Raw genomic sequence first — 21,640 nt, 5'->3', positions numbered from 1 at the left:
TTAAGAATTGAAAAACGTTCAATTCTGGAACGAATGACCCGCAATTGGGGGCCACATCGCCATAGTTTTCCAAGTTTCTCTGCAAATTCCAGACCTTTTTAGAAGATAATTCCGTTGAGGGGCGGCATTTCCGTTGATACCGTTTGAAACGCTTCAATCGGAGCCAACCATTGCAACGCAAGCGCCCAACCATAGCGGATGTCGCACGCGCGGCCGGTGTCTCCATCGGAACGGTGTCGAACTTTATCAATGGGACTGCCGGCCTGAAGGAGGCCACGCGCGAACGCATTGAAAAGGCGATCGCCACGCTGATGTACCGGCCGAGTTCGTTTGCGCGTTCGCTGCCGGGCCGCGCGCCCCACAGGCCGAAGAATCTCGATCATCTGCCGAGGCTCCTGGTCGCGGGCCGGGTCAGCGTCGACTTTCTCTGCCGCGTCGACGTCCTGCCGCATCGCGACGACCGCATCACAGCCAGTCATATCGAGAAGGCGCTGGGCGGGCCGGCGGCCAATCTCGCGGTTGCCGCCGCCGGTGTTGGGACGCCCTACGCTCTCGACGTGGAACTGGCGACGGCGGTCGGCGAAGACCCGGAGAGTGACTGGGCGCTCGGCGCGCTTTCCAAACTGGGCGTCCACGCATTGCCGATCCGCAACACGCCCAACAACCGCCTTTCGCAGGCCATCGTGATCATCGAGCGCAATGGCAGCCGCACGATCATCAGTGAACCGTTCGAACTCGGCGAGATCGATCTGACCGCCAATCTGGACATCCAGCCCGAACCGCGCCCGGCCTGTCTTCACATCGAAGGCTTCCACTACGAAACGATGACCGCTTCCATCGCGCGCTTTCATCAGGCCGGCTGGAGGGTGAGCCTGCATTCGGCCGGCCTGCCCAAGAGCGCACGCACGCCTGAAACCTTCACGCAGATGGTCCGGCACATCGACCTGACCTTCATCAACGATGTGATGATGCGGGAGATTTTCGACTTTCGCTCCAGGATGGCGACGATGATCGAAGAGGTGCGGCTGATGCTGGCGCGCATCAAGCCGCGCGGAACGGTCGTGCTCACTCTCGGCGAGTTTGGCGCGGTCGTCTTTCCGGCGAATGGCGGACCGCAGATCGAGGTGCCGGCACTGCCTGTCGACCGCGTCGATGCGACGGGCGCCGGCGACAGCTTCGCCGGCATATTCCTAAGCCTCTGGCTGCATGGTGCGTCGCTGGACGACGCCGCCCGCCATGCGGCGATCGGCGCGAGCCTGACGACCACGGTCGAAGGCGCACAGGGCTACATCGCGGATTTCGCGACTTTGAAGGCTGCCGCTTTGGCGAACAACGCCATGTTGGCAAGCTGAACCAACAACTTACGGGAACCCAGGAGAGTATTGGTCATGGCGAAAACAAGAGTGCTTCTGGTCGGCGAGAGCTGGATGAGTTCGGCGACCCACTACAAGGGGTTCGATCAGTTCGGCAGCGTCACCTTTCACCTGGGCGCGACGCCGCTGGTCGATGCCTTGAAGAGCAGCGAATTCGACCTCGACTACATGCCGGCCCACGAGGCCGTCGAAAAGCTGCCCTTCAGCATGGAGGGCCTGTCGCAATACAAGGCCATCATCCTCTCCGACATCGGCGCGAACTCGCTGCTGCTTCACCCCGATGTCTGGCTGCACGGCAAGACAGTGCCAAACCGGCTCAAGCTTCTGCGCGACTGGACGCAGGCCGGCGGCGGCCTGGTCATGATCGGCGGCTATTTCTCTTTCCAGGGCATCGACGGCAAGGCGCGCTGGCACCGCACGGCCGTCGAGGAGGCGCTGCCGGTAACCTGCCTCCCCTATGACGACCGGCTCGAGATTCCCGAAGGGTTCCGGCCTGAAATCACCGGTCCCAAGGATCACCCGATCTTTGCCGGCATCGAAGGCGAATGGCCGCTGCTGCTCGGCGCCAACGAGGTCGTCGCTCGCGATCGCGATGACGTCGAAATCCTCGCACGGTTGCCGCAGGATCACGGCGGTCATCCGCTGCTGGTCACCGGCCGCCATGGCCAGGGCCGCACGCTGGCCTGGACGTCGGATATCGGCCCGCATTGGCTGCCCAACAGCTTCGTGGAATGGCCCGGCTATGCGCGTCTTTGGACCAACGTGCTGCGCTGGGTCAGCAAGGCCGTCTAGCCGACCAGCAACCGCCGGGGAACCGCCATGACAGAACCGTTTCTTGTCGCCAGAAATATCGCAAAGCGCTTCGGCGCTCTGACTGCGCTTGCCGATGTCGACCTGGAAATCCGCTCCGGCGAGGTGCTGGCGCTTCTCGGCGACAACGGCGCCGGCAAATCCACCTTCATCAAGATCCTGGCGGGCGCCCATCCGCCCAGCGATGGAAAGCTTCTCATCGAGGGCAATCCGGTGGCTTTCTCCTCGCCCAAGGATGCGGCGTCGTCGGGGATCGCGACGATCTTTCAGGAACTGGCGCTCTCGGAAAACCTGTCGATTGCCGAAAACGTCTTTCTCGGCCGCGAATTGAAACGCTCCATTTTGGGTATTCCCTTCCTGAAGCGCAAGGAAATGCGCCAGCGCGTCGACGGCCTGCTGAAAGAGCTCGACGCGCATATTTCCGATCCGGAAGCACCCGTCGGCAGCCTGTCCGGCGGTCAGCGCCAGGCCGTGGCCATCTGCCGGGCCCTCAATCTGAATGCCAGGCTGGTCATCATGGACGAGCCGACGGCGGCCCTTGCCGTCGCCGAAACCCGCAAGGTCCTGGCACTGACGCGGCGGCTTGCCGCGCGCGGTTGTGCCGTCGTCCTCATCAGCCACAACATTTCCGAAGTGTTCGAGGTTGCCGACCGCATCGTAGTGTTCCGGCGCGGCCGCAAGGTGGCCGAACGGCTGGCGGCCGAGACCAATCACGAGGAAGTCGTTTCGCTCATAACAGGCGCTCATCCCGACGTGCGGGCGCTTGAAAAATCAAACTGAAATGCACGTCCATTCCAGAGAGGATAAACCAATGCTTTCTCAACTCAAAAAAGCGCTCGCCGTTTCCGTGCTGTCACTCGTGGTCGCCACGGCGGCGCATGCCGCCGACAAGCCCAAGGTCGCCTTCGTCCCGCAATTGATCGGCATACCCTATTTCAATGCCATGGAAGCCGGCGGCAATCGCGCCGCGAAGGACCTGGGCGTCGATTTCATCTATTCCGGCCCCGTCGACACCAACCCGGTCGATCAGTTGCAGATCGTGCAGAACCTGATCGACCAGGGTGTCCAGGCGATCTCAGTCAGCGTGCTGGATGCGTCCAGCATCGCGCCCGTCGTCGAGAGCGCCAAGGCCAAGGGCATCAAGCTTTTCACCAGCGACAGCGATGCACCCGACAGCGGCCGTGCCGTCTATGTGGCGCAGGCGACCGACGAAGGGCTCGGCACGACGATCATCGATGAGTTGGTGAAGCGCGTCGGCGAGGACGCCACGATCGGCATCGTCTCCGGCGAGGCGACGGCGTCCAATCTCAACGCCTGGATCGGCTTCATGCAGAAAGAGGCCACCGCCAAATATCCGAAGCTGAAACTGCTCGCTCCGCAATTCGCCGGCGGCACGGCCGAGCGCGCCGCGCAGATATCAGGCGATCTCATGGCCGCCAATCCCGACATCAAGGCCATCATCGCCGTCGCATCCTCGACCTGTCCGGGCGTCGCCCAGGCCATCGAAACCGCCGGCAAGATCGGCTCCGTCATAGGCACGGGCTATTGCAGCCCGAACACGGCGCGATCCTACCTGAAGAGCGGCGCCTTCGGCTTCACCGTGCTGTGGGATCCCGAACAGCTGGGCTATCTCACGGTCTGGGCCGGCAAGCAGTTGATCGACGGCAAGAGCTTCGAAGCGGAAAACAAGATCGCCGGCCTCGAAAAGCCCGCCACCTATGATGCCGCCAAGGGCATCCTGCTGCTCGGGCCGCCGGCGGTCTTCACCAAGGACAATGTCGACAAGTTCAACTTCTGAGCCTTGGGATGAACACGGTGCGACAGTTTGGAGACGGCGTTTTGGCCATGAACGGGCGAGAGTGGTCCTTGCTTGCCGCCTGTCTCCTGGCGATCGTCATCTTTTCTGTCGCATCGCCCCACTACGCGACGCCAGGCAATGCGGCGACGGTCCTGCGCAACAGCGTCGAACTGCTGCTGATCGGCCTTGGCATGACATTGCTGCTTGCCATGGGCGGCATCGACGTGTCGATCGGCATCATCATGGGCCTCGCGGCCATTGCCATCGGCCGCGTGCTCAGCGCCGACGGCAGTCCGCTGCTGGCGCTCATCGCTGGCCCGGCGGTCGGTGCGCTGCTCGGCTGCGTGACGGCCACCGTCGTCGTCCTCGGTCGCGTTCCGGCAATCGTGGGAACGCTCGGCCTGCTTGGCGTCTACCGCACCGCCGTCTTTGTCCTTCTCGGCGGGCAGTGGCTCTCGGGCCTGCCCTCGAGCCTTACCAATGTTCTGGCAACCACCGTACTCGGCATTCCGGTCCCAGCCATCGTCATTGCCATCGCCTATCTGGTCGTCTGGCTGGCATTGCGGCGAACCCCCTACGGCCCGCATCTGCTCGCGATCGGCAATTCCGAGGAAAAGGCGCGGCTGTCCGGAATCCCCGTAGTCAAGGTACGCTTCATGACCTTCGTCATCAGTGGCGTCCTGACTGGCATTGCCGCCACGTTTTACGTCGCCACCTACCGCAACGTGGAGATGACGATCGGCAGCACGCTGGCGCTCGATGCGATCGCCGCGGTCATTCTCGGCGGCACGAGCATATTGGGCGGCAGATGCAGCTTGATCGGCACGGTCTTCGGCGTACTGCTTCTGAGAATTCTCCAGAATGGATTGCTTCTGATCGGCGTCCCCTCGCTTTGGCAGCCTGTGGTTACCGGCGTTCTCATCATCGGCGTGCTCGGCTTCGAAGCCGTCTCCAACCGGCTGCCGCTTGCCCAATTCCTGCGAGCCCGCGCATGAACAGGATCCGGAACCTGCAGGGCCCCGCCCTCACTTTGGCTCTGCTGTGCGGCCTTTGGCTGGTCGTTATTGTCGGCCTGCTGGCGCTCAAGCCTTCGGTCTTCAATCTCGGCACCGTCACCACGATTTTGCAATTTTCGACGATCCTGGCCCTGGTCGGCCTTGGACAGGCGCTGGTCGTCCTGGCCGGGGGCGCGGGCATCGACCTGTCCGTTGGCGGCGCCGTTTCGCTCTCGGCGATCGTTGCCATGCTTTCCCTGAAGCTGGGGTTGCCACCCCTTCTGTTGCCGGTCGTCTGCATCCTGGCTGGCGCTATGCTCGGCGCCTTGAACGGATGGCTGGTGAACGGGCTCGCCCTTCTCCCCTTCATCGCGACGCTGGGAACATTTTTCGTGTATTCCGGCCTGGCGCTTGCGGTCACCGGCGGCGCGGCCCAGTCCGGCGTGCCTGCCTGGCTGCTAGTTTGGGGGCGCGGTGCGATCATGGGCATCCCCGTGCCTTTCCTTACGCTCGCCGTCCCCTGCTTCGCGCTTGCCGGTCTCGTGCTGCTCTCGACGGCCTGGGGGCGCTGGATCTACGCCATGGGCTTCAATGAACGTTCGGCCAAACTGGTCGGCATCCCGGTCGATCGCGTGCGCTTCATCCTTTATGTGCTGAGCGGCGCGCTTGCCGGTGCGGCCGGCCTCGTCTCTCTCGCCTGGCTCGGCAGCGGCAGGCCCAATATCGGCCAGAACCTCGAACTGGAATCGCTGACCGCGGCCATGCTGGGAGGCATCGTCATCACTGGCGGGCGCGGTGGCGTCGGCGGCGTGTTCGCGGCCGTCCTGCTGCTGGTCACGTTGAAGACCGGCCTTTTGCAATTGAACATCAACACGGTCTGGCAGGTGGGGATTGTCGGCGCCCTTCTGGTTTTCGTCCTTCTCGCCGACCGACTTTCCCAACGTTGGAGATAACAATGCCTTCCATGGAAGAGACCATCGCCGCGCGCGTCGAGGCAGCCGCCGAGCGCATCGTTAAGACGCTGAGCGATCTCGTCGCCTTCCCTTCGATCGTGAAATCGAATCCGAAGGAGGCCGGCCCCGGCGAGCGGGATTGCCAGCTCTACCTGCAAAAGCGCCTTGAGGCACTCGGCTTCTCGACCGATCTCTGGGATCCAGACGGCCCGGCACTCTACGAAAAATACAAGGGACGTGCCGGCGCCAACAAGGGCAGGACGTTCGAGGGCCGGCCCAATCTCGGCGGCGTTTTGAAAGGCACCGGCGGCGGGCGGTCCATCATGCTGACCGGCCATATCGACGTCGTGCCGCCGGGTGCCGCCGGGCACTGGACCACCGATCCCTTCCAGCCTGTCCTGAAAGATGGATTCCTGCACGGTCGCGGCACGGTCGACATGAAGGGCGGCGTCGCTTGCATGCTGATGGCGGTCGAAATCCTGAAGGAACTCGACGTTTCCCTCTCCGGCGACGTCGTCTTCACCACCGTCGTCGACGAGGAAATCGGCGGCATGGGGTCGCTCGCCATGGTTGATCGCGGCTTTCGCGCCGACGCCGGCATCATGACGGAACCGACGGCGAACAGGATCGCACCGCTTTGTCACGGCATTCTGTGGGGCAAGATCATCATCGACGGCATAGGCGGCCATGCCGAACTGACGCCGAACGCCTGGTATTCGAGCGGCCCGGTCGACGCCGTCCAGCTTTGCCGGCAGATCCTCGACGGCATCGACATCCTCAACCGGCGATGGATGTTCGATCCCAGGAAGAACCACCCGCTGATGGACCTGCCCAACCAGATCATCGTCACCCAGATCAATGCCGGCGAACATCCATCCTCCATGGCAGGACGCGGCGAGATCATCATCGACGTACAGTATCTGCCGAGCGAGCATGACGAGTTCAGGCTGGGCGGCAATGTCAAACGCGAAATCGAAGAGCACATCGCCAATGTCTGCCAGGCGGATCCTTATCTGCGAAAGCACCCTGCCCGTGTCGAATGGATCCTCGATGCCGATTGCGCCGAGATCCCGTCGGACAACCCCTTTGTCGGCCTGTTCCAGGAGGCCGTCAAAGCAGCCGACCTGTCGCCGGCCCTGAGCGGCTTCGGCGCACACAGCGACATCGGCCTGCCGACCGGCCTGGGCAACACCCCGACCGTCAACTTCGGTCCTGGCGATCCGGCGCAGGCGCATCAGCCGAACGAGCGCGTTTCGGTGCGCGATCTCGTCGACTGCACGAAGGCCATCGCCTTAGCGGTGGAGAAATGGTGCCGATAGTTTTTAGCTGACTGCGAGCGGCAGGAAGTTTGCGGAAGACGTCCGGGAGGAGCGGCGAGAGCAATTCCAGGAAAAGTGTGTACGGTTTTCCCGGGAAAAGCGCGTAGCGCTTTCCCTATGGAATTGCGCAAAAACAAAGAGATAGAGCGGTTCGCCGTTTCCATGAAACGGTGAACTGCTCTAAGAGGCCGCCCGTCAGCCACCAAACCTCGGCTCGGGAACTCCGGTCACGCCAAGGCCGGTGATGGCGAACAGGCTGCCGCGCAGCACGCCATCGCCGGGAAAACGCGGCAGCGGCGGCTTGGCCATCGAGGTGACGTAGAGCGTGTCGAGCTTCGGTCCGCCGAACATGGCGCTGGTGATCTTCTTCACCGGCATGTCGATGATACGGTCTATGCTGCCGTCCGGCGCGTAGCGCACCAGGCGGCCGTCATAGACCAGCGCATTCCACAGACAGCCTTCGGCATCGACGGTCGAGCCGTCGGCGGCACCACCGCGGCTGGTATCGACGCGAACGAAGGTGCGGCGGTTGCTGGCCGTACCGGTCTCGATGTCGTAATCATAGGCCCAGATCTCGCCGGTCCAGGTGTCGGCGAAATAGAAGGTGCGGTCGTCGGGGCTCCAGCATGGACCGTTGGAGCAGATGATGCCGGAATCGATCCTGGTGACGGAGAAATCCGGATCGAGCCTGTAAAGGCCGCCGGACGGCCCCTCTTCCATCGTGTCCATCGAGCCGGCGAAGAAGCGGCCGCGCCGGTCGACCTTGCCGTCGTTGAGACGGTTCATTGGCTTGTCCGGCTCCGGATCATGGATCGGCGTCACCTCGCCGGTGGCGAAATCGAGCAGATGGAAACCGCGCTGCAACGAGACGACAGCGCCGCCGCCATCCTTGCGCAGCGCCATCGAGCCTATCTTCATCGGCACGTCCCAGGAGCGGATCTCGCGCCCGTCGGCGGTCGCGCGGAAGACGCGCCCGTCGAAACTGTCGATCCAGTAGAGACGCTCCTGCTCGACGTCCCAGAGCGGTCCCTCGCCAAGCGTGGTCTTCACGTCCACCACGACTTCGATCTTCATGCCGTCCTCCTCTTTGCTCGCGCGGCGATTGGCTGCGTCAGAAAGCGACCTTGTCGCCGCCCTTCAGCGACAGGATCTCGCGCGCTTCGTCCGGCGTCGCCACCTCCATGCCGAGCCCCTCAATGATCTTGCGCGCCAGCACGACCTGCTCGGCATTCGACTTGGCAAGCTTGCCCCTGCCGGCCCACAGGCTGTCCTCCAGCCCGACGCGAATATTGCCGCCGAGGGCCGCCGATTGCGCGGCGATACGCAACTGGCTGGCGCCGGCGCCGAGCACCGACCACCGGAACTGGTCCCCGAACAGCCGGTCCGCCGTGCGCTTCATATGCGCGACATCCTCCGGATGCGTGCCGATGCCGCCCAGCAGGCCGAACACCGACTGCACGAAGAAGGGCGGTTTCACCAGCCCACGGTCTGCGAAGTGGGAGAGATTGTAGAGATGCGCGATGTCATAGCACTCGAACTCGAACCGCGTGCCGTTGTCGTAGCAAGTCGCGAGAATGTACTCAATGTCCTTGAACGAGTTGCGGAAGACGAGGTCGCGCGTCGCTTCCAGATGCGGCTTTTCCCAGTCGAACTTGAAGGTCTCGTATTTGTCGGCGAGGTGATAGAGCCCGAAATTGATCGAGCCCATATTGAGCGAGGCTACCTCCGGCTTGAACTGGGCGGCCGGGCGCACCCGCTCCTCGACCTTCATGTAGGGGCTGCCGCCGGTGGTGATGTTGATGGCGGCGTTGGTGCCTTGCTTGACGCGCGGCAGGAAACGGGCAAAGGCCTCCGGCGTCTGGTCGGGCTTGCCGGTCTCCGGATCGCGGGCATGCAGATGCAGGATCGCGGCGCCGGCTTCCGCGGCGGCGATCGCCTCCGAGGCGATCTGGTCCGGCGTGATCGGCAAATAGGGCGACATGGTCGGCGTGTGGATCGCCCCCGTCACCGCGCAGGTGATGATGACCTTGCCCCTGGCCGCCGTGGCGCCGGGCTTGCGGCTGGTTTCTTTCATTGTCCGAACTCCTGATCCGATTTCTTCTTGTGCGCCGCCAGCGCCATCAGCCGGCGATCGCGCCATACCTGCCGATCGCCCAGTTTCTCCCTGGGCAAGCGCCTGCTACGCTCGGCCTCGACGGTTTCCATCACCTCGCCCGCCCAGTCGACGCGACGCAGCATCTGCGGGAAAATATTGGAATAGATGCCCTGGTAGCGCTCGGCATAGTCGCGCACGCCGCCCGGCGCGTTGAGATCGATGGTCTCGAAGGGCCCCATGAACGACCAGCGCAGCGCCAGCCCGTCGCGGATGCCGATATCGACGTCCTCGACGCTGGCATAGCCGTCGGCGACAAGCCGGAAAGCTTCCTCGAGCAGCGCCCCTTGCAGCCGGTTCATGATGAAGCCGTCGAGCTCGCGCTTCATCACCAGCGGCGCGTGGCCGGCATCGAGGAGGAAGGCGCGCGTCCTTTCGAGCGTCTCGGCGGACGTCCACGGCGCCGGCACCACCTCCGCCGCCGGAATGAGGTAGGGCGGGTTGATCGGATGCACGACCAGGCAGCGGTGCCGCCCCGGGAGATGATCGGTGAATTTCGACGGCAGCAGCGCCGAGGTGGAGCTGGCGATCACCGCCTGCGGATCAGAGAGGGAATCGATCCGCGAAAACACCTCGCGCTTCACTTCGAGGTTTTCCGGTGTGTTCTCCTGGATATGCACGGCGCCGGCCAGAGCCGCGTCCAAGTCTCCCATGACGACGATGCGCTCGAGCACCGCGTGCGCGGTCTGTCCGCGCAGCAGATCATTCGAAGCGAGATCGCCGAGCACGCCTTCTATGTAGTCGCGCGCGCCGCCTGCCGCGACCGGCGACTGGTCCCACATGCGCACATCATGGCCGGCGCGCGCGAAGCTGATCGCCCATGCCCGTCCGATGAACCCGCTTCCGACAATTGCAACCCTGGCCATGGCTTGCTCCTCAAAGCGTTTCGACGTTGCCGTCGACGCCGAGCGACTGGCCTGAAATGTTGATGCCCGCGTCGGACAGCAGGAATGCGACCATCGAAGCCACGTCGTACGGGCTGGTCATGCGGCGCAACGAGATGTTCTGCAAATAGCGTTCGGTCATCTCCTGATGGCTGATGCCGACCTGTTTGGCGCGTGCCGAGATAACGCTCTCGATGCGCGGCCCCTCTATGATGCCCGGCAGGATGGCGTTGACCCTGATCCCGTGCGGCCCAAGCTCCTTGGCAAGGCTCTGCGTGAAGCCGATGACGCCGAATTTGGCCGCCGAATAGGGCGTGCGGAACGCATAGCCGTGGCGGCCGGCCGCCGACGACATCGAGACGATCGAACCGCCGCCGGCCCCCTTGATGAGCGGCACGGCGCGCCGTGCGCACAGGAACTGGCCGGTCAGGCCGATGTCGAGACAGCGCCTCCAGTCGGCCGGATCGATTTCGTCGACGCCGCCGGTCGGCCCGGCGATGCCGGCATTGTTGATCAGTGCGTCGAGGCCGCCGAGTTTCTCCTCCACCGCCTCGAACAGCCGGTCGACATCGTCGTCGCGCGACACGTCGGCCTTGACCGCTGCGACGAGCGCCATCTTCTTGGGGGCGGCCGCCAGGGCTTCGTCGGACACATCGCAGACGACGATGCGCGCACCGAGCCGCGACAGCGTTTCGGCAATGGCGAAGCCAATGCCGCCGGCGCCCGCCGTGACCAGGACACGTTGCCCTTTGAGCCCCGCCAGGAATTCGTCGGGCGATTTGGGTGCGCTCGTGCTCATGATTCCATTCCCTTCATTGTATGCGTCTTTCGCGCAGCGCCATGACGGCGCCGAGCACCACCAGCCCGAACAGGATCGCCCGTGTGGCGTAGGGCAGCGTCGTGCCGGCCAGAAGCATCTGCAGCGCCGTCAAAAGCAGCACGCCGCCGAGCATGCCGAGATAGTGGCCGCGCCCGCCGGTGATCAGCGCACCGCCGACCACGACAACGGCGATGGATGGCAGGAGATAGTCGTCACCCATGCCAAGGCTGGCCTGGCCTGAAAAGCCGGTTAGCATGACGCCGACGATCGCCGCACACAATGCCGACAGCATGTAGACGAAAATCAGCGTCCGTCCGACGGCGATGCCCGAGAGCTGGGCCGCGCGCAGGCTGTTGCCGATGCCGTAGACCTTGCGGCCGAAGGCGGTACGGCCGAGCAGCAGCACCGCAAAGACCACGAAGACGATCATGAATGGCACGACCGGCGTCACCACCCATATCTTGCCGGTCATGAACCAGCGCAGCATCGGCGAGGAGAAGCCGGCCGGCGTGCCTTGCGAATAGAGAAGCGCGAAACCTTGCAGGATGCCGTTGGTGGCGAGCGTCATGACGATCGGCGAGATGCCGAGGAAAACGATGCCAATGCCGTTCGCCAATCCGATAAGACAGGCGATGGCGAGCACCACAGGCAGCGCATAGGCGAGTGCCGCGTCCGATCCGTTGACCATGCCGGCAAGGAGGATGCCCGACAGGCCGATGGTCCACGGCACCGACAAGTCGAGCCCGCCGGTGAGAATGACGCTGCCCTGCCCGAGCGCAAGCACGGCAAGGAAACTCGACAGCACGAACAGCGAGTTCCAGTAGGTGGGATTGAAGATGGCCCGGCCGAGCCAGATCTGGGTGACGATCATGACGATGGCCAGGCAGACATAGGCCGGCAGCGCGTAGCGCAGCGCCTCGGCATTGCGCACGCGAAAGCCGGGCGCCTGTCCTGGAATGGGCGTTTTGTGAGCGATGCGCAATCTGCGGTCGGTGGGATCGAGTTGCGACGGCAGCATGCCGGCACGCCAGGCGGCGAGCCGCGCGCGCAAGGCGCGGATTTGGTAGGCGAGGACGGAGCCATGCGACAGCGAGCCCGCGAGCACGGCAAGGATCAGGATGGTGCCCTCGGCAATGGTCGAATAATAGGCCGAGACGTTGAGCACGAGCAGGACGTTGACGACCATCATCAGGATATAGGCGCCGAAGACGGTGCCGAACGGACCACCCTGCCCGCCGCCGAGCCGCGTGCCGCCGACCACGACGGCGGCGAATATCGACAACAGCAGCGGATTGCCGACCAGCGGATCGCCGCTGCCGGTCTGGGCGCTGATGAACACGCCGGCAAGCCCGTAGCAGCCGCCGGCGATGACATAGACGAGGAAGCGCACGAGAGCGACGCGCACGCCGACCGCGGCCGCAGCGTCTGGATCGCTGCCGACCGCGTAAAGCGCCGTGCCGAACCGCGTGCCTTTCAGCCAGAACCATGCCAGCAGGACCATGCCGATGACGACCAGCGGCATGGGCAACCAGCCCGGGATCGCATCGCCGAGATAGAAAGAACCGAGATCGGGCGAGACGAAGCCGCCGGGCTTGTCCATGACCAGCAGTGTGATGCCTTGCAAGATGAACATGGTCGACAGCGTGACGACGATGGGCTGCATGCGCAGCACCGCGATGAAGAAGCCGTTGAACGCCCCGACGAGCATGCCGACGCCAATGCCGGCCATCGTCCACAGCCAGACGCTCGTTCCGGTCGCCATCGGATCCATCGACGTGGCCAGCACCACATTGACCAGCGAAACCACGGCGCCCGCCGACAGATCGAAACCGCCGGACAGAATGACGATGGTCTGGCCCATCGCCGCCAGCGCCGAGGTGGCGCCGCCGCTCGACAGGAACGAAATGTCGAAATAGGTGAGCCGCCCGGCGCTGATCAGGTCGACGACGACGAGCAGCACTGCAAAGACGATCGCCGCGATGATGGCGCCGCGATGCCGCGCCAGGAGGCGCACCAGGGATCCGGCCTGTCCGGTTGCCGTCGAACCGACCGCGCTCACTGTGCTGCCTCCAGCATATTGCCGCCATGTCCCAGCGCCGGACGCATGATCGCGCTCTCGGTGATCTCGTCGCCGGCGAGCTCGGCCACCAGCCGTCCGTCATAGAGAACGAGCACGCGGTCGCATTGATGGACGAGTTCGGGAATTTCGGTCGAATGCAGCAGGATCGAGCCGCCCGCCGCCACATAGTTGCGCATCATCACGTAGAGCTCATGCTTGGTGCCCACATCGATGCCACGGGTCGGGTCGAAGAGCAGCAGGATGCGGCTTTCGGCGACCAGCCACTTGGCGATGGCGATCTTCTGCTGGTTGCCGCCGGAAAAGGCGCCTGCCCTTGTCCACAGCGCTCGGTTGTCCACCTCGACCGTCGAGAAGGCCGCCTGCACGGCGCGTGCTTCCTCCTCCTCGCGGATCAAGCCGAGCCGGGTGAAGCGGCCGACCACCGGCAGCGATGCATTCTGCCGGCCCGACAATTTCAGGAACAGGCCTTCGGTCTTGCGATCCTCCGGCACCAGCCCGATCGCCATGTTGGGCCTCAGCGCATCGGCCGGCGAGCCGAGCCACACTTTGCGGCCGTCGACCATGACGTGGCCGCGTTCGATCTCGGCCATGCCGAAGCAGGCGAGGAACAGGTCTAGCTGGCCCATACCCTGAAGTCCGGCGATGCCGAGGATTTCGCCCCTGCGCAAATCGAAACTGGCGCCGTCGAGTTTTCTGCCCGCCTTGAGGTCGCGCACGCCGAGCACCGGCGGACCGAAGACGGCCGCGCCCTCGGGCTTTGGCGGAAAGGTCTGCGCGAGGGCGCGGCCGATGATCTTCTCGATCACATCCTCATCCGAGATGTCGGCCACCGGTGCGGTGATGATGTGGCGGCCATTCCGAAGGATGGTCAAGGTATCGCAGAAGGCCCGCACCTCACGCATGCGGTGGGTGATGAACACGACCGTCGTTCCGGCGGCCTTGAGCCGCGCGATGATTGTTCCCAGCCATTCGACGTCGCCGCCCGAAAGCGTCGAGGTCGGCTCGTCCAGCAGCAGGATGCGCGGCTTGCGGTAGACGGCGCGCGCGATCTCGATCTTCTGGCGGACCGCGAGATCGAGCGTCGCAACCTCGGCGTCGAGATCGACCGAAAAACCGAGATCGGCAATGTGCCGGCCGACTGCCTTGCGCGCGGCCGACCGCCTGATCAATCCGGTCGGGCCGGATGGCGCATAGGGCAGCAGCATATTGTCGAGAACGCTGAGGTCGCGGACCAGCGTCATCTCCTGGAACGCCGTCTGCACCCCGCGGTCGTGCGCGGCGCGCGGCGAACCGAGCGCGGCCGGCGCGCCAAGGATGCTGATTTGGCCCTGATCGGGCCGCACCAGTCCCGATAGGAGCTTGACCAGCGTCGACTTGCCGGCGCCGTTCTCACCTAGCAAAGCGTGCACGCTGCCAGGCGAGATCGCGAAGGAGACGTCGTCAAGCGCGACCGTGGCGCCAAACGCCTTGCGTATGCCGTCAACGGCAATAGCCGGCACATGCGTTGTTGAAGTCATCATTCCCGGTTCCGGCATGCCATGCTTGCGGGCGCGTGGAGCCCACAGTGCCCCACGCGCACGGATTGCTGAAGCCTACTCCTCGGGCTGGCCGACGAGCGCCGCGTTGAGACCGATCTCGGGCGTCTGGTCGGAGAAGATCGACGCGAACCAGCCTGGGTTGGAAACCAGCGACGGCTTGAAGGTGTTGCATCCGGCCTTCATTTCCGCCCAGGTGCCCTCGTTGCAAAGCTTGATCGTCTCGTTGGTGACGATCGGCAGCGGCAGGATGGTCGCTTTCGGCACATCCTTGCCCTCGAGCGCCTCGATGGCGAGCTTCAAGGCGAGCGCGCCGGAATAAGGCGGCGAGGCATAGGAAATGCGCGGCGCGCCGAGCGGCGCGTAGGGAGAAGCAGCGCCCTCGACCTCCGTGCCTTCCGGCAGCATCTGGATGCGGCCGCCATTGGAGCCTTCGCCGGCGCAAGGCAAAAGCGCGCCGGCTTTCCTGCCTGCCTCGAGCTGCATCGAATTGGCGGTGAAGCAGCCCACCTGCATCCACAGCCCGTTAATGTCGTCCCAGCTGCGCGTGGCGAGAATCTTGGAAAGCTCGGTGCGTGCCACGGCCTGGCTCCACATGCCGACCGCCTCGCCGACGATCTTGATGTCGGGATATTTGGCGAAGACCGCCTTGGCGGCCTTGGTGCGCAGGTCATCGACCGAAGTGCCGGGAACGCCGGTCACGGCGATGATGTTGCCCTTGCCGTTGAGCTTCTTGGCCAGCCATTCGGCTGTCACCCTGCCAGCCTCCTCCTGGTCGATATGGACATTGTAAGCGCATGGCTCGGTGATCTCGGCGTCGTAGGCGAAGACCTTGACCCCCTTCTCGCAAGCGTTCTTGACGACCTGGTTCAGCGCCGTCGGCGAGATCGGATAGATCACGATCGCCTCCGCTCCCGCCTGCACCATGGCGTTGATCTGCTGGATCTGGCGCTGCGCGTTCGGTCCGGCCACCTGGACCTGCAGGTCGATCTTGTCGACCATGCTCTTGTGCGCGGCCATCGCCTTGACCATGTTCGCCGCCTCGGCCTGCCAGTCATTGCCGATGAAGCTCATGCTGAGAAAAATCTTGTGTTTTTCAGCGGCCTCGGCCGCGGAGATGCCAAAAGCACAGGCAGCCATGCCGGCCAGCAGCGCAAGCCGCCGGGCTTTCAATCCGATACCCATTATGAAACTCCTCCCGATCCGAACGATCGGATGCCTCCCAAGGGCACGAGACGTGACCTTGCCATCCGATATCGCAACCGTATCACCATTTGATCAAAGATCAATGATGAAATATGCTCATGACAAGGCGACGGCCGGGGTGCTTGACGCCGCAGCCGGAAGCCTGCATTCCGGATACGGGTTATGGCGCAGCTTGCGCGGGAAGGTTGAGGGGAGATGGCTGGAGCGGCGTTCAGAAAGCCGGGTGTCGAGATCGCGCCCCTGTCCAAGGAGACCTTGCAGGACAGGGTCTATCGCCATGTCACCGAATTGATCCTCGACGGCAGCATCGTGCCGGGCGAGATGGTAACGGTGCAAAGCCTTGCCGATGCTTTCGGCGTCAGTCCGATGCCGGTCAGGGAGGCCCTGCGGCGGCTGACCGCCGCCAACGCGCTGATGGTGGTTTCAGGCCGCTCGATCGGCATTCCCGCACTCAGCCGCACACGCCTCGTCGATCTGAGAAACGTCCGCTTCGAGATCGAAGCGATCGCCGCCGCATGGGCGGCCGAGCGTATGGACGACCAAGCTATCGCCCGGCTGCGCCAGCATCTGGACGCGCTCGAACAGGCCAATGCGGCGGGAGACGTCAAGTCCTATCTGCGCGCCAACTACGCCTTTCATTTCTCCATCTACCGGGCGGCCGGCTCCGAGAACATTCTCAACATCATCGAGAACTTGTGGCTGCAGATCAGTCCTTATTTCAACATGCTGCACGATTCCGGAAACTATTCGACCGCCAATGCGCACCATCAGGAGATGTTCGCTGCGTTGCGCGACCGGGACGCGGAAGCGGTCAAGGCCGCGGTCCGCGCCGACATCGACGCCGCCTTCGACGTTCTGGTCGGCCTGCTGAAATAGCACAAACGAAACTTCGTCGGCGCGAAGATCGAATTCGGCCTGCCGACGTGGCTTGGCACACCCCACCGTCGACTTCGCCCAAACGATCCGGCGCAGGCGCATCAGCCGGACGAACGCGTCCCCGTGTGTGATGGACGGCTCCTCTCGAAGGGTTGGCGCAGGCAAGGCGGGATTTTTCCCGTCAAGACAGTCGGCTCTAGAATTGCGACCCCAAATCAAGCTATGATGCACTTGGCATTTCCGGAGACGGCTTCGCGCCCCTGGAATGCCGGGAGGAACGGGACATGGCCTTCGCGCTTGTACTCGTTTTGATAGTTGTGGGCTCGGTGCTGTTCCACCTCCTGAGCCCATGGTGGTGGACGCCGATTGCCTCGAACTGGGACTATATCGACAACACCATCATCATAACTTTCTGGATCACCGGCGTCGTCTTTGCCGCCGTGGTTTTGTTCATGGCCTATTGCGTCTTCCGCTTCCGTCATCGGGAAGGCAATCAGGCGGCGTATGAACCGGAGAACAGGCGGCTCGAATCCTGGCTGACGGTTGTCACCGCGGTCGGCGTAACGGCTTTGCTGGTTCCCGGCCTGTTCGTCTGGAACCGGTTCGTCAACGTTCCGAGCGACGCAACCGTGGTCGAAGTTGTCGGCCAGCAATGGCAATGGAGTTTCCGCCTGCCCGGCAAGGACGGCAAGCTCGGCACGTCCGACACCCGCGGCGTCACCGCTGACAATCCGTTGGGCGTGATCACCAGCGATTCCAATGGCCAGGACGATGTCGTGGTCGAAGCGGCCGATCTGCATCTGCCGGTTGGCAAGCCGGTCAAGATGTTGCTTCGCTCGATCGACGTGCTGCATGATTTCTATGTGCCGGAATTCCGCGCCAAAATGGACATGATCCCGGGCTCGGTCACCTACTTCTGGTTCACCCCAACGAAAACCGGAACCTTCCAGGTCCTGTGCGCTGAACTCTGCGGCCAAGGACATCCGATGATGCACGGTGTGGTGATGGTCGATACGCAGGAGGATTACCTGGCGTGGCTTGGCCAGCAACAGACGTTTGCGCAATTGTCGGCGCCCCAGCAGACGGGCTCGGCAAGCCAGGCGTCGGGTCCAACGACGGTGTCAAGTTCGAGGATTGCAGCAAAGCTCGAAACCGTCGGGTCTCGCTAAAAAGGACACGGAGGTGTTCCTATGGTCGATATTACCCCTGCAGATGCCATCCCGCCGGCCGAAGTCGCGGAAGTCGAACTGTATCATCCGCACAGTTGGTGGACGAAATACGTCTTCTCGCAGGACGCCAAGGTCATTGCCATCCAGTATTCGGCGACGGCAACGGGAATTGGCCTGGTCGCCCTGGTGCTGTCCTGGCTGATGCGGCTGCAACTCGGCTTTCCCGGCACCTTCGACTTCATCACGCCTGAAGCCTACTACCAGTTCATCACCATGCACGGCATGATCATGGTGATCTATCTGCTCACGGCGCTGTTCCTCGGCGGTTTCGGCAACTACCTGATCCCATTGATGGTGGGGGCTCGCGACATGGTCTTTCCCTATGTCAACATGCTGAGCTACTGGATCTACCTGCTTGCCGTGCTGGTATTGGTGTCGAGCTTCTTTGCGCCTGGCGGACCGACGGGGGCCGGCTGGACGCTGTACCCGCCGCAGGCAATCATGACCGGCACACCGGGGGGCCAGGACTGGGGCATCATCCTGATGCTCGTCTCACTGATCCTGTTCATCATCGGCTTCACCATGGGCGGGCTGAACTATGTCGTGACGGTGTTGCAGGGCCGCACGCGCGGCATGACGCTGATGCGTCTGCCGCTGACTGTCTGGGGCATCTTTACCGCGACCGTCATGGCTCTGCTCGCCTTCCCGGCGCTATTCGTCGCCTGTGTGATGATGCTGCTTGATCGGACGCTCGGCACCAGCTTCTTCATGCCGGCGATCGTCGAAATGGGCGAGCAATTACAGCATAATGGCGGCAGCCCGATCCTGTTTCAGCATCTGTTCTGGTTCTTCGGCCATCCCGAGGTCTACATCGTGGCCCTTCCGGCCTTCGGCATCGTGTCGGACCTGATCAGCACCCATGCGCGCAAGAACATCTTTGGCTATCGCATGATGGTCTGGGCCATCGTCGGCATCGGTGCGCTGAGCTTCGTCGTCTGGGCGCACCACATGTATGTCAGCGGCATGCATCCCTATTTCGGTTTCTTCTTCGCCACCACGACATTGATCATCGCGGTTCCGACCGCCATCAAGGTCTACAATTGGGTGCTGACATTGTGGCGCGGCGACATCCACCTCACCATACCGATGCTATTTGCCCTGGCTTTCATCGTCACCTTCGTCAATGGCGGGTTGACCGGGCTGTTCCTTGGCAATGTCGTGGTCGACGTCCCGCTGTCGGACACGATGTTCGTCGTTGCCCATTTCCATATGGTCATGGGGGTCGCGCCGATCATCGTGATCTTCGGTGCGATCTACCACTGGTATCCGAAGGTCACCGGCCGGATGCTGAACGAGGCGCTGGGCCGGTTCCATTTCTGGGTCACCTTCCTCGGCGCCTACCTGATTTTCTTTCCCATGCACTACCTCGGACTGATGGGCGTGCCCAGGCGTTACAATGAACTGACCGATATGACGGTGATGACAGAATCGGCCCACCATCTGAACTCGTTCATCAGCATCATGGCGTTCATCGTCGGCTTTGCCCAGATTGTGTTCCTGTTCAATCTGATCTGGAGCATCCGTCATGGCCGCGAGGCCGGCGGCAACCCGTGGCGGGCCACGACCCTCGAATGGCAGACGCCGCAAACACCACCGGCCCATGGCAATTTCGGCAAAGACCTACCGATCGTCTATCGCTGGGCCTATGACTACAGCGTACCGGGCGCCAAGGAGGACTTTATCCCGCAAAACGTACCGGGCTCCTTCGGTCCCTCCAAGGAGCCGGCATGAGCGTCATTCTGGTCTTCATGCTCGTGATCGCCGGTTTTGCCGGATGGTGGCTTTCCCACCAGCGGCTGATGACCAAGCCATGGCTCGAGCAAGGTATGGCCGGGGATTTTGTTGGTATGGAAGGATCGGCGCTACCGACCGCCAAGATCGGCCTCGGCGTCTTCCTGGCGGTCGTCGGCTGTCTGTTCGCGCTGATCACCAGCGCCTACTTCATGCGCATGGCGCTGTCGGACTGGCAGGCGCTGCCGCTGCCGCGGCTGCTCTGGTTCAACACCGGCATGCTGGTCCTCAGCAGCATTGCGCTGCAATGCGCCTCGCTCGCGGCGCGTAAGGGTCAAATGGACATGGTTAAGCTCGGCCTTGCCACCGCCGGGTTTACGGCGCTCTCCTTCCTGATTGGACAGTTTATGGCCTGGCGCGAGCTGTCTGCCGATGGCTACTTTCTGGCTTCCAATCCGGCCAACAGTTTCTTCTACCTGCTTACCGGAATGCATGGCCTGCACATACTGGGCGGACTGGTGGGCCTGGGCAGAACAACCGTCGGCGCTTGGAACGGGGCAAGGCCGGCGCGGCTTCGCCTCAGCGTCGAGCTGTGCGCCATGTATTGGCATTTCCTGCTTTTCGTCTGGCTTGCCATCTTCGCGCTTCTGGCCGGCTGGGCCGCGACTTTCATCGATATTTGCCGGGGGTTACTGACGTAGGAGGAACGGGCGGATGGCTGAGACACTCACGCATATCGCTCAGACAGAGCCGCGGCCCGCAGGCTGGCAAGGCATCGCCGCCGACTGGTCCTCGGATCAGCGGGCGTTCAAGAACGTGTCATGGGGCAAGGCCATGATGTGGATCTTCCTGCTCAGCGACACCTTCATCTTCGGCTGCTTTCTGCTCTCCTATATGACCGCGCGCATTTCGACACGCGTGCCGTGGCCCAATCCCAGCGAGGTCTTTGCGCTTCGTATCGGCGGCTCGGATATTCCGCTGATCCTTATTGCCATCATGACTTTCGTGCTGATCTCAAGCAGCGGAACCATGGCCATGGCGGTCAATTTCGGCTATCGCCGCGACCGCCGCAAAACGGCAATCCTGATGCTTCTGACCGCAGCACTCGGTGCGACCTTTGTCGGTATGCAAGCCTTCGAATGGACCAAGCTGATCACCGAAGGCGTGCGGCCCTGGGGCAATCCCTGGGGCGCTGCCCAGTTCGGGTCAACCTTTTTCATGATCACCGGCTTCCACGGCACGCATGTGACAATCGGGGTGATCTTCCTGATCATCGTGGCGCGAAAGGTGTGGCGTGGAGATTTTGACTTTGGGCGGCCCGGCTTCTTTACCAGCCGCAGGGGCCGCTACGAGAACGTCGAGATCATGGGACTCTACTGGCATTTCGTCGACCTGGTCTGGGTCTTCATTTTCGCGTTCTTCTATCTTTGGTGAGAGGCAGATATGGCTGAAGCAACCGCAAACGGCCTCGGGCAACACACGCTGCACGCTACTCATGACGCGGCGACGACCGGCGCCCCCCCGGCAGAAGTTCATCAGGAGCACCCGATCAAGCTTTATCTGGTGGTCTGGGCATGGCTGTTCATTCTCAGCACCTGCTCCTATCTGATCGATTATTTCGGTCTGCACGGCTATCTCAGATGGTCGCTGATCCTGATCTTCATGATCCTCAAGGCAGGGCTCATCGTCGCCATTTTCATGCACATGGCCTGGGAACGGCTGGCGCTGACATACGCAATCATCCTGCCGCCCGTGCTGGTGTTGGTATTCGTGGCGATGATGGTCTTTGAAGCGGATTACACGCTTCTCACCCGGATGGCGTTTTTCGGGGCTGGGCCCTGACGCCAAATCGGAGTTCAGACCTTGTCGATGGCCGATC

20 protein-coding genes are annotated in these 21,640 nt (G+C 62.9%); 13 read left to right on the top strand and 7 right to left on the bottom strand.

All coding sequences use genetic code 11. The features are described 5' to 3' along the window. The first annotated feature begins 170 nt into the window (after positions 1–170). From FJ953_RS05285 to FJ953_RS05255, 7 genes are read left to right on the top strand one after another with little or no spacing between them, the layout of a single operon-like run. The gene (locus FJ953_RS05285) at positions 171–1,352 is read left to right on the top strand and encodes a PfkB family carbohydrate kinase (protein ID WP_140623399.1); all 1,182 of its coding nucleotides are present in this window, start codon (positions 171–173) and stop codon (positions 1,350–1,352) included. Between the two features lie 36 nt (positions 1,353–1,388). Further along, positions 1,389–2,165, top strand: coding sequence for a glutamine amidotransferase (locus tag FJ953_RS05280; protein ID WP_140623397.1), 777 nt, complete (start codon positions 1,389–1,391; stop codon positions 2,163–2,165). A 27-nt stretch (positions 2,166–2,192) separates the two neighbouring features. Further along, a complete protein-coding gene (locus FJ953_RS05275) occupies positions 2,193–2,963 on the top strand; it encodes an ATP-binding cassette domain-containing protein (RefSeq protein WP_140495806.1) in 771 nt (256 codons plus the stop codon). Between the two features lie 31 nt (positions 2,964–2,994). Then, positions 2,995–3,981 carry an autoinducer 2 ABC transporter substrate-binding protein gene (locus FJ953_RS05270; protein WP_140495805.1) on the top strand — a complete coding sequence of 329 codons (987 nt, stop codon included), beginning with the start codon at positions 2,995–2,997 and terminating at the stop codon, positions 3,979–3,981. Positions 3,982–3,989: 8 nt separating this feature from the next. Further along, positions 3,990–4,976, top strand: a complete 987-nt coding sequence (locus tag FJ953_RS05265; protein ID WP_181175000.1) for an ABC transporter permease — start codon at positions 3,990–3,992, stop codon at positions 4,974–4,976. Next, positions 4,973–5,929, top strand: coding sequence for an ABC transporter permease (locus FJ953_RS05260; RefSeq protein WP_140561491.1), 957 nt, complete (start codon positions 4,973–4,975; stop codon positions 5,927–5,929). Before FJ953_RS05265 ends, FJ953_RS05260 begins: the two co-directional genes overlap by 4 nt. Before the next feature lie 2 nt (positions 5,930–5,931). Next, positions 5,932–7,248 carry an ArgE/DapE family deacylase gene (locus FJ953_RS05255; protein WP_140623395.1) on the top strand — a complete coding sequence of 439 codons (1,317 nt, stop codon included), beginning with the start codon at positions 5,932–5,934 and terminating at the stop codon, positions 7,246–7,248. A 195-nt stretch (positions 7,249–7,443) separates the two neighbouring features. On the opposite strand, the gene FJ953_RS05250 is transcribed toward FJ953_RS05255, so the two are convergent. The 7 genes from FJ953_RS05250 to FJ953_RS05220 all read right to left on the bottom strand — a co-directional run bounded on the left by FJ953_RS05250 (position 7,444) and on the right by FJ953_RS05220 (position 15,904). Next, entirely contained in the window at positions 7,444–8,322 is an 879-nt protein-coding gene (locus FJ953_RS05250) for an SMP-30/gluconolactonase/LRE family protein (RefSeq protein WP_140517088.1), read from the bottom strand. Positions 8,323–8,359: 37 nt separating this feature from the next. Further along, positions 8,360–9,322 carry a 3-keto-5-aminohexanoate cleavage protein gene (locus FJ953_RS05245; protein ID WP_140517090.1) on the bottom strand — a complete coding sequence of 321 codons (963 nt, stop codon included), beginning with the start codon at positions 9,320–9,322 and terminating at the stop codon, positions 8,360–8,362. Continuing rightward, a complete protein-coding gene (locus FJ953_RS05240) occupies positions 9,319–10,266 on the bottom strand; it encodes a 3-hydroxyacyl-CoA dehydrogenase (RefSeq protein WP_140517092.1) in 948 nt (315 codons plus the stop codon). The genes FJ953_RS05245 and FJ953_RS05240 overlap by 4 nt, the downstream gene beginning before the upstream one ends. A 10-nt stretch (positions 10,267–10,276) precedes the next feature. Beyond that, positions 10,277–11,083: an SDR family oxidoreductase gene (locus FJ953_RS05235; RefSeq protein WP_140495799.1), complete on the bottom strand. Its 807-nt coding sequence runs from the start codon at positions 11,081–11,083 to the stop codon at positions 10,277–10,279. A gap of 13 nt (positions 11,084–11,096) precedes the next feature. Further along, entirely contained in the window at positions 11,097–13,163 is a 2,067-nt protein-coding gene (locus FJ953_RS05230) for an ABC transporter permease (protein ID WP_140623393.1), read from the bottom strand. Next, on the bottom strand, positions 13,160–14,701 hold the full coding sequence (locus tag FJ953_RS05225) for a sugar ABC transporter ATP-binding protein (RefSeq protein WP_140623498.1): 1,542 nt from the start codon (positions 14,699–14,701) through the stop codon (positions 13,160–13,162). Before FJ953_RS05225 ends, FJ953_RS05230 begins: the two co-directional genes overlap by 4 nt. A gap of 75 nt (positions 14,702–14,776) precedes the next feature. Further along, the gene (locus FJ953_RS05220; RefSeq protein WP_140623391.1) at positions 14,777–15,904 is read right to left on the bottom strand and encodes a sugar ABC transporter substrate-binding protein; all 1,128 of its coding nucleotides are present in this window, start codon (positions 15,902–15,904) and stop codon (positions 14,777–14,779) included. Positions 15,905–16,120: 216 nt separating this feature from the next. Here FJ953_RS05220 and FJ953_RS05215 point away from each other — a divergent pair, with 216 nt between their 5' ends. The 6 genes from FJ953_RS05215 to FJ953_RS05190 all read left to right on the top strand — a co-directional run bounded on the left by FJ953_RS05215 (position 16,121) and on the right by FJ953_RS05190 (position 21,603). Further along, complete coding sequence (locus FJ953_RS05215) at positions 16,121–16,801, top strand: GntR family transcriptional regulator (RefSeq protein WP_140495796.1); 681 nt, start codon at positions 16,121–16,123, stop codon at positions 16,799–16,801. 284 nt (positions 16,802–17,085) lie between these two features. Then, positions 17,086–17,970: a cytochrome c oxidase subunit II gene (coxB, locus tag FJ953_RS05210; protein ID WP_140495795.1), complete on the top strand. Its 885-nt coding sequence runs from the start codon at positions 17,086–17,088 to the stop codon at positions 17,968–17,970. 21 nt (positions 17,971–17,991) lie between these two features. Next, positions 17,992–19,761: a cytochrome c oxidase subunit I gene (gene ctaD, locus FJ953_RS05205; protein WP_140495794.1), complete on the top strand. Its 1,770-nt coding sequence runs from the start codon at positions 17,992–17,994 to the stop codon at positions 19,759–19,761. Beyond that, positions 19,758–20,462 carry a cytochrome c oxidase subunit 3 gene (locus FJ953_RS05200; RefSeq protein WP_140495793.1) on the top strand — a complete coding sequence of 235 codons (705 nt, stop codon included), beginning with the start codon at positions 19,758–19,760 and terminating at the stop codon, positions 20,460–20,462. Before ctaD ends, FJ953_RS05200 begins: the two co-directional genes overlap by 4 nt. Positions 20,463–20,475: 13 nt before the next feature. Beyond that, entirely contained in the window at positions 20,476–21,195 is a 720-nt protein-coding gene (locus FJ953_RS05195; protein ID WP_140495792.1) for a heme-copper oxidase subunit III family protein, read from the top strand. Positions 21,196–21,204: 9 nt separating this feature from the next. Beyond that, entirely contained in the window at positions 21,205–21,603 is a 399-nt protein-coding gene (locus FJ953_RS05190) for a cytochrome C oxidase subunit IV family protein (RefSeq protein WP_140495791.1), read from the top strand. Positions 21,604–21,640: the final 37 nt, after the last annotated feature.

This window comes from Mesorhizobium sp. B2-3-6 (assembly GCF_006442305.1).
GTDB lineage: Bacteria > Pseudomonadota > Alphaproteobacteria > Rhizobiales > Rhizobiaceae > Mesorhizobium.
The sequence above is the reverse complement of the archived record's forward strand: the minus strand, read 5'-3'. Positions and strand labels throughout refer to the sequence as shown.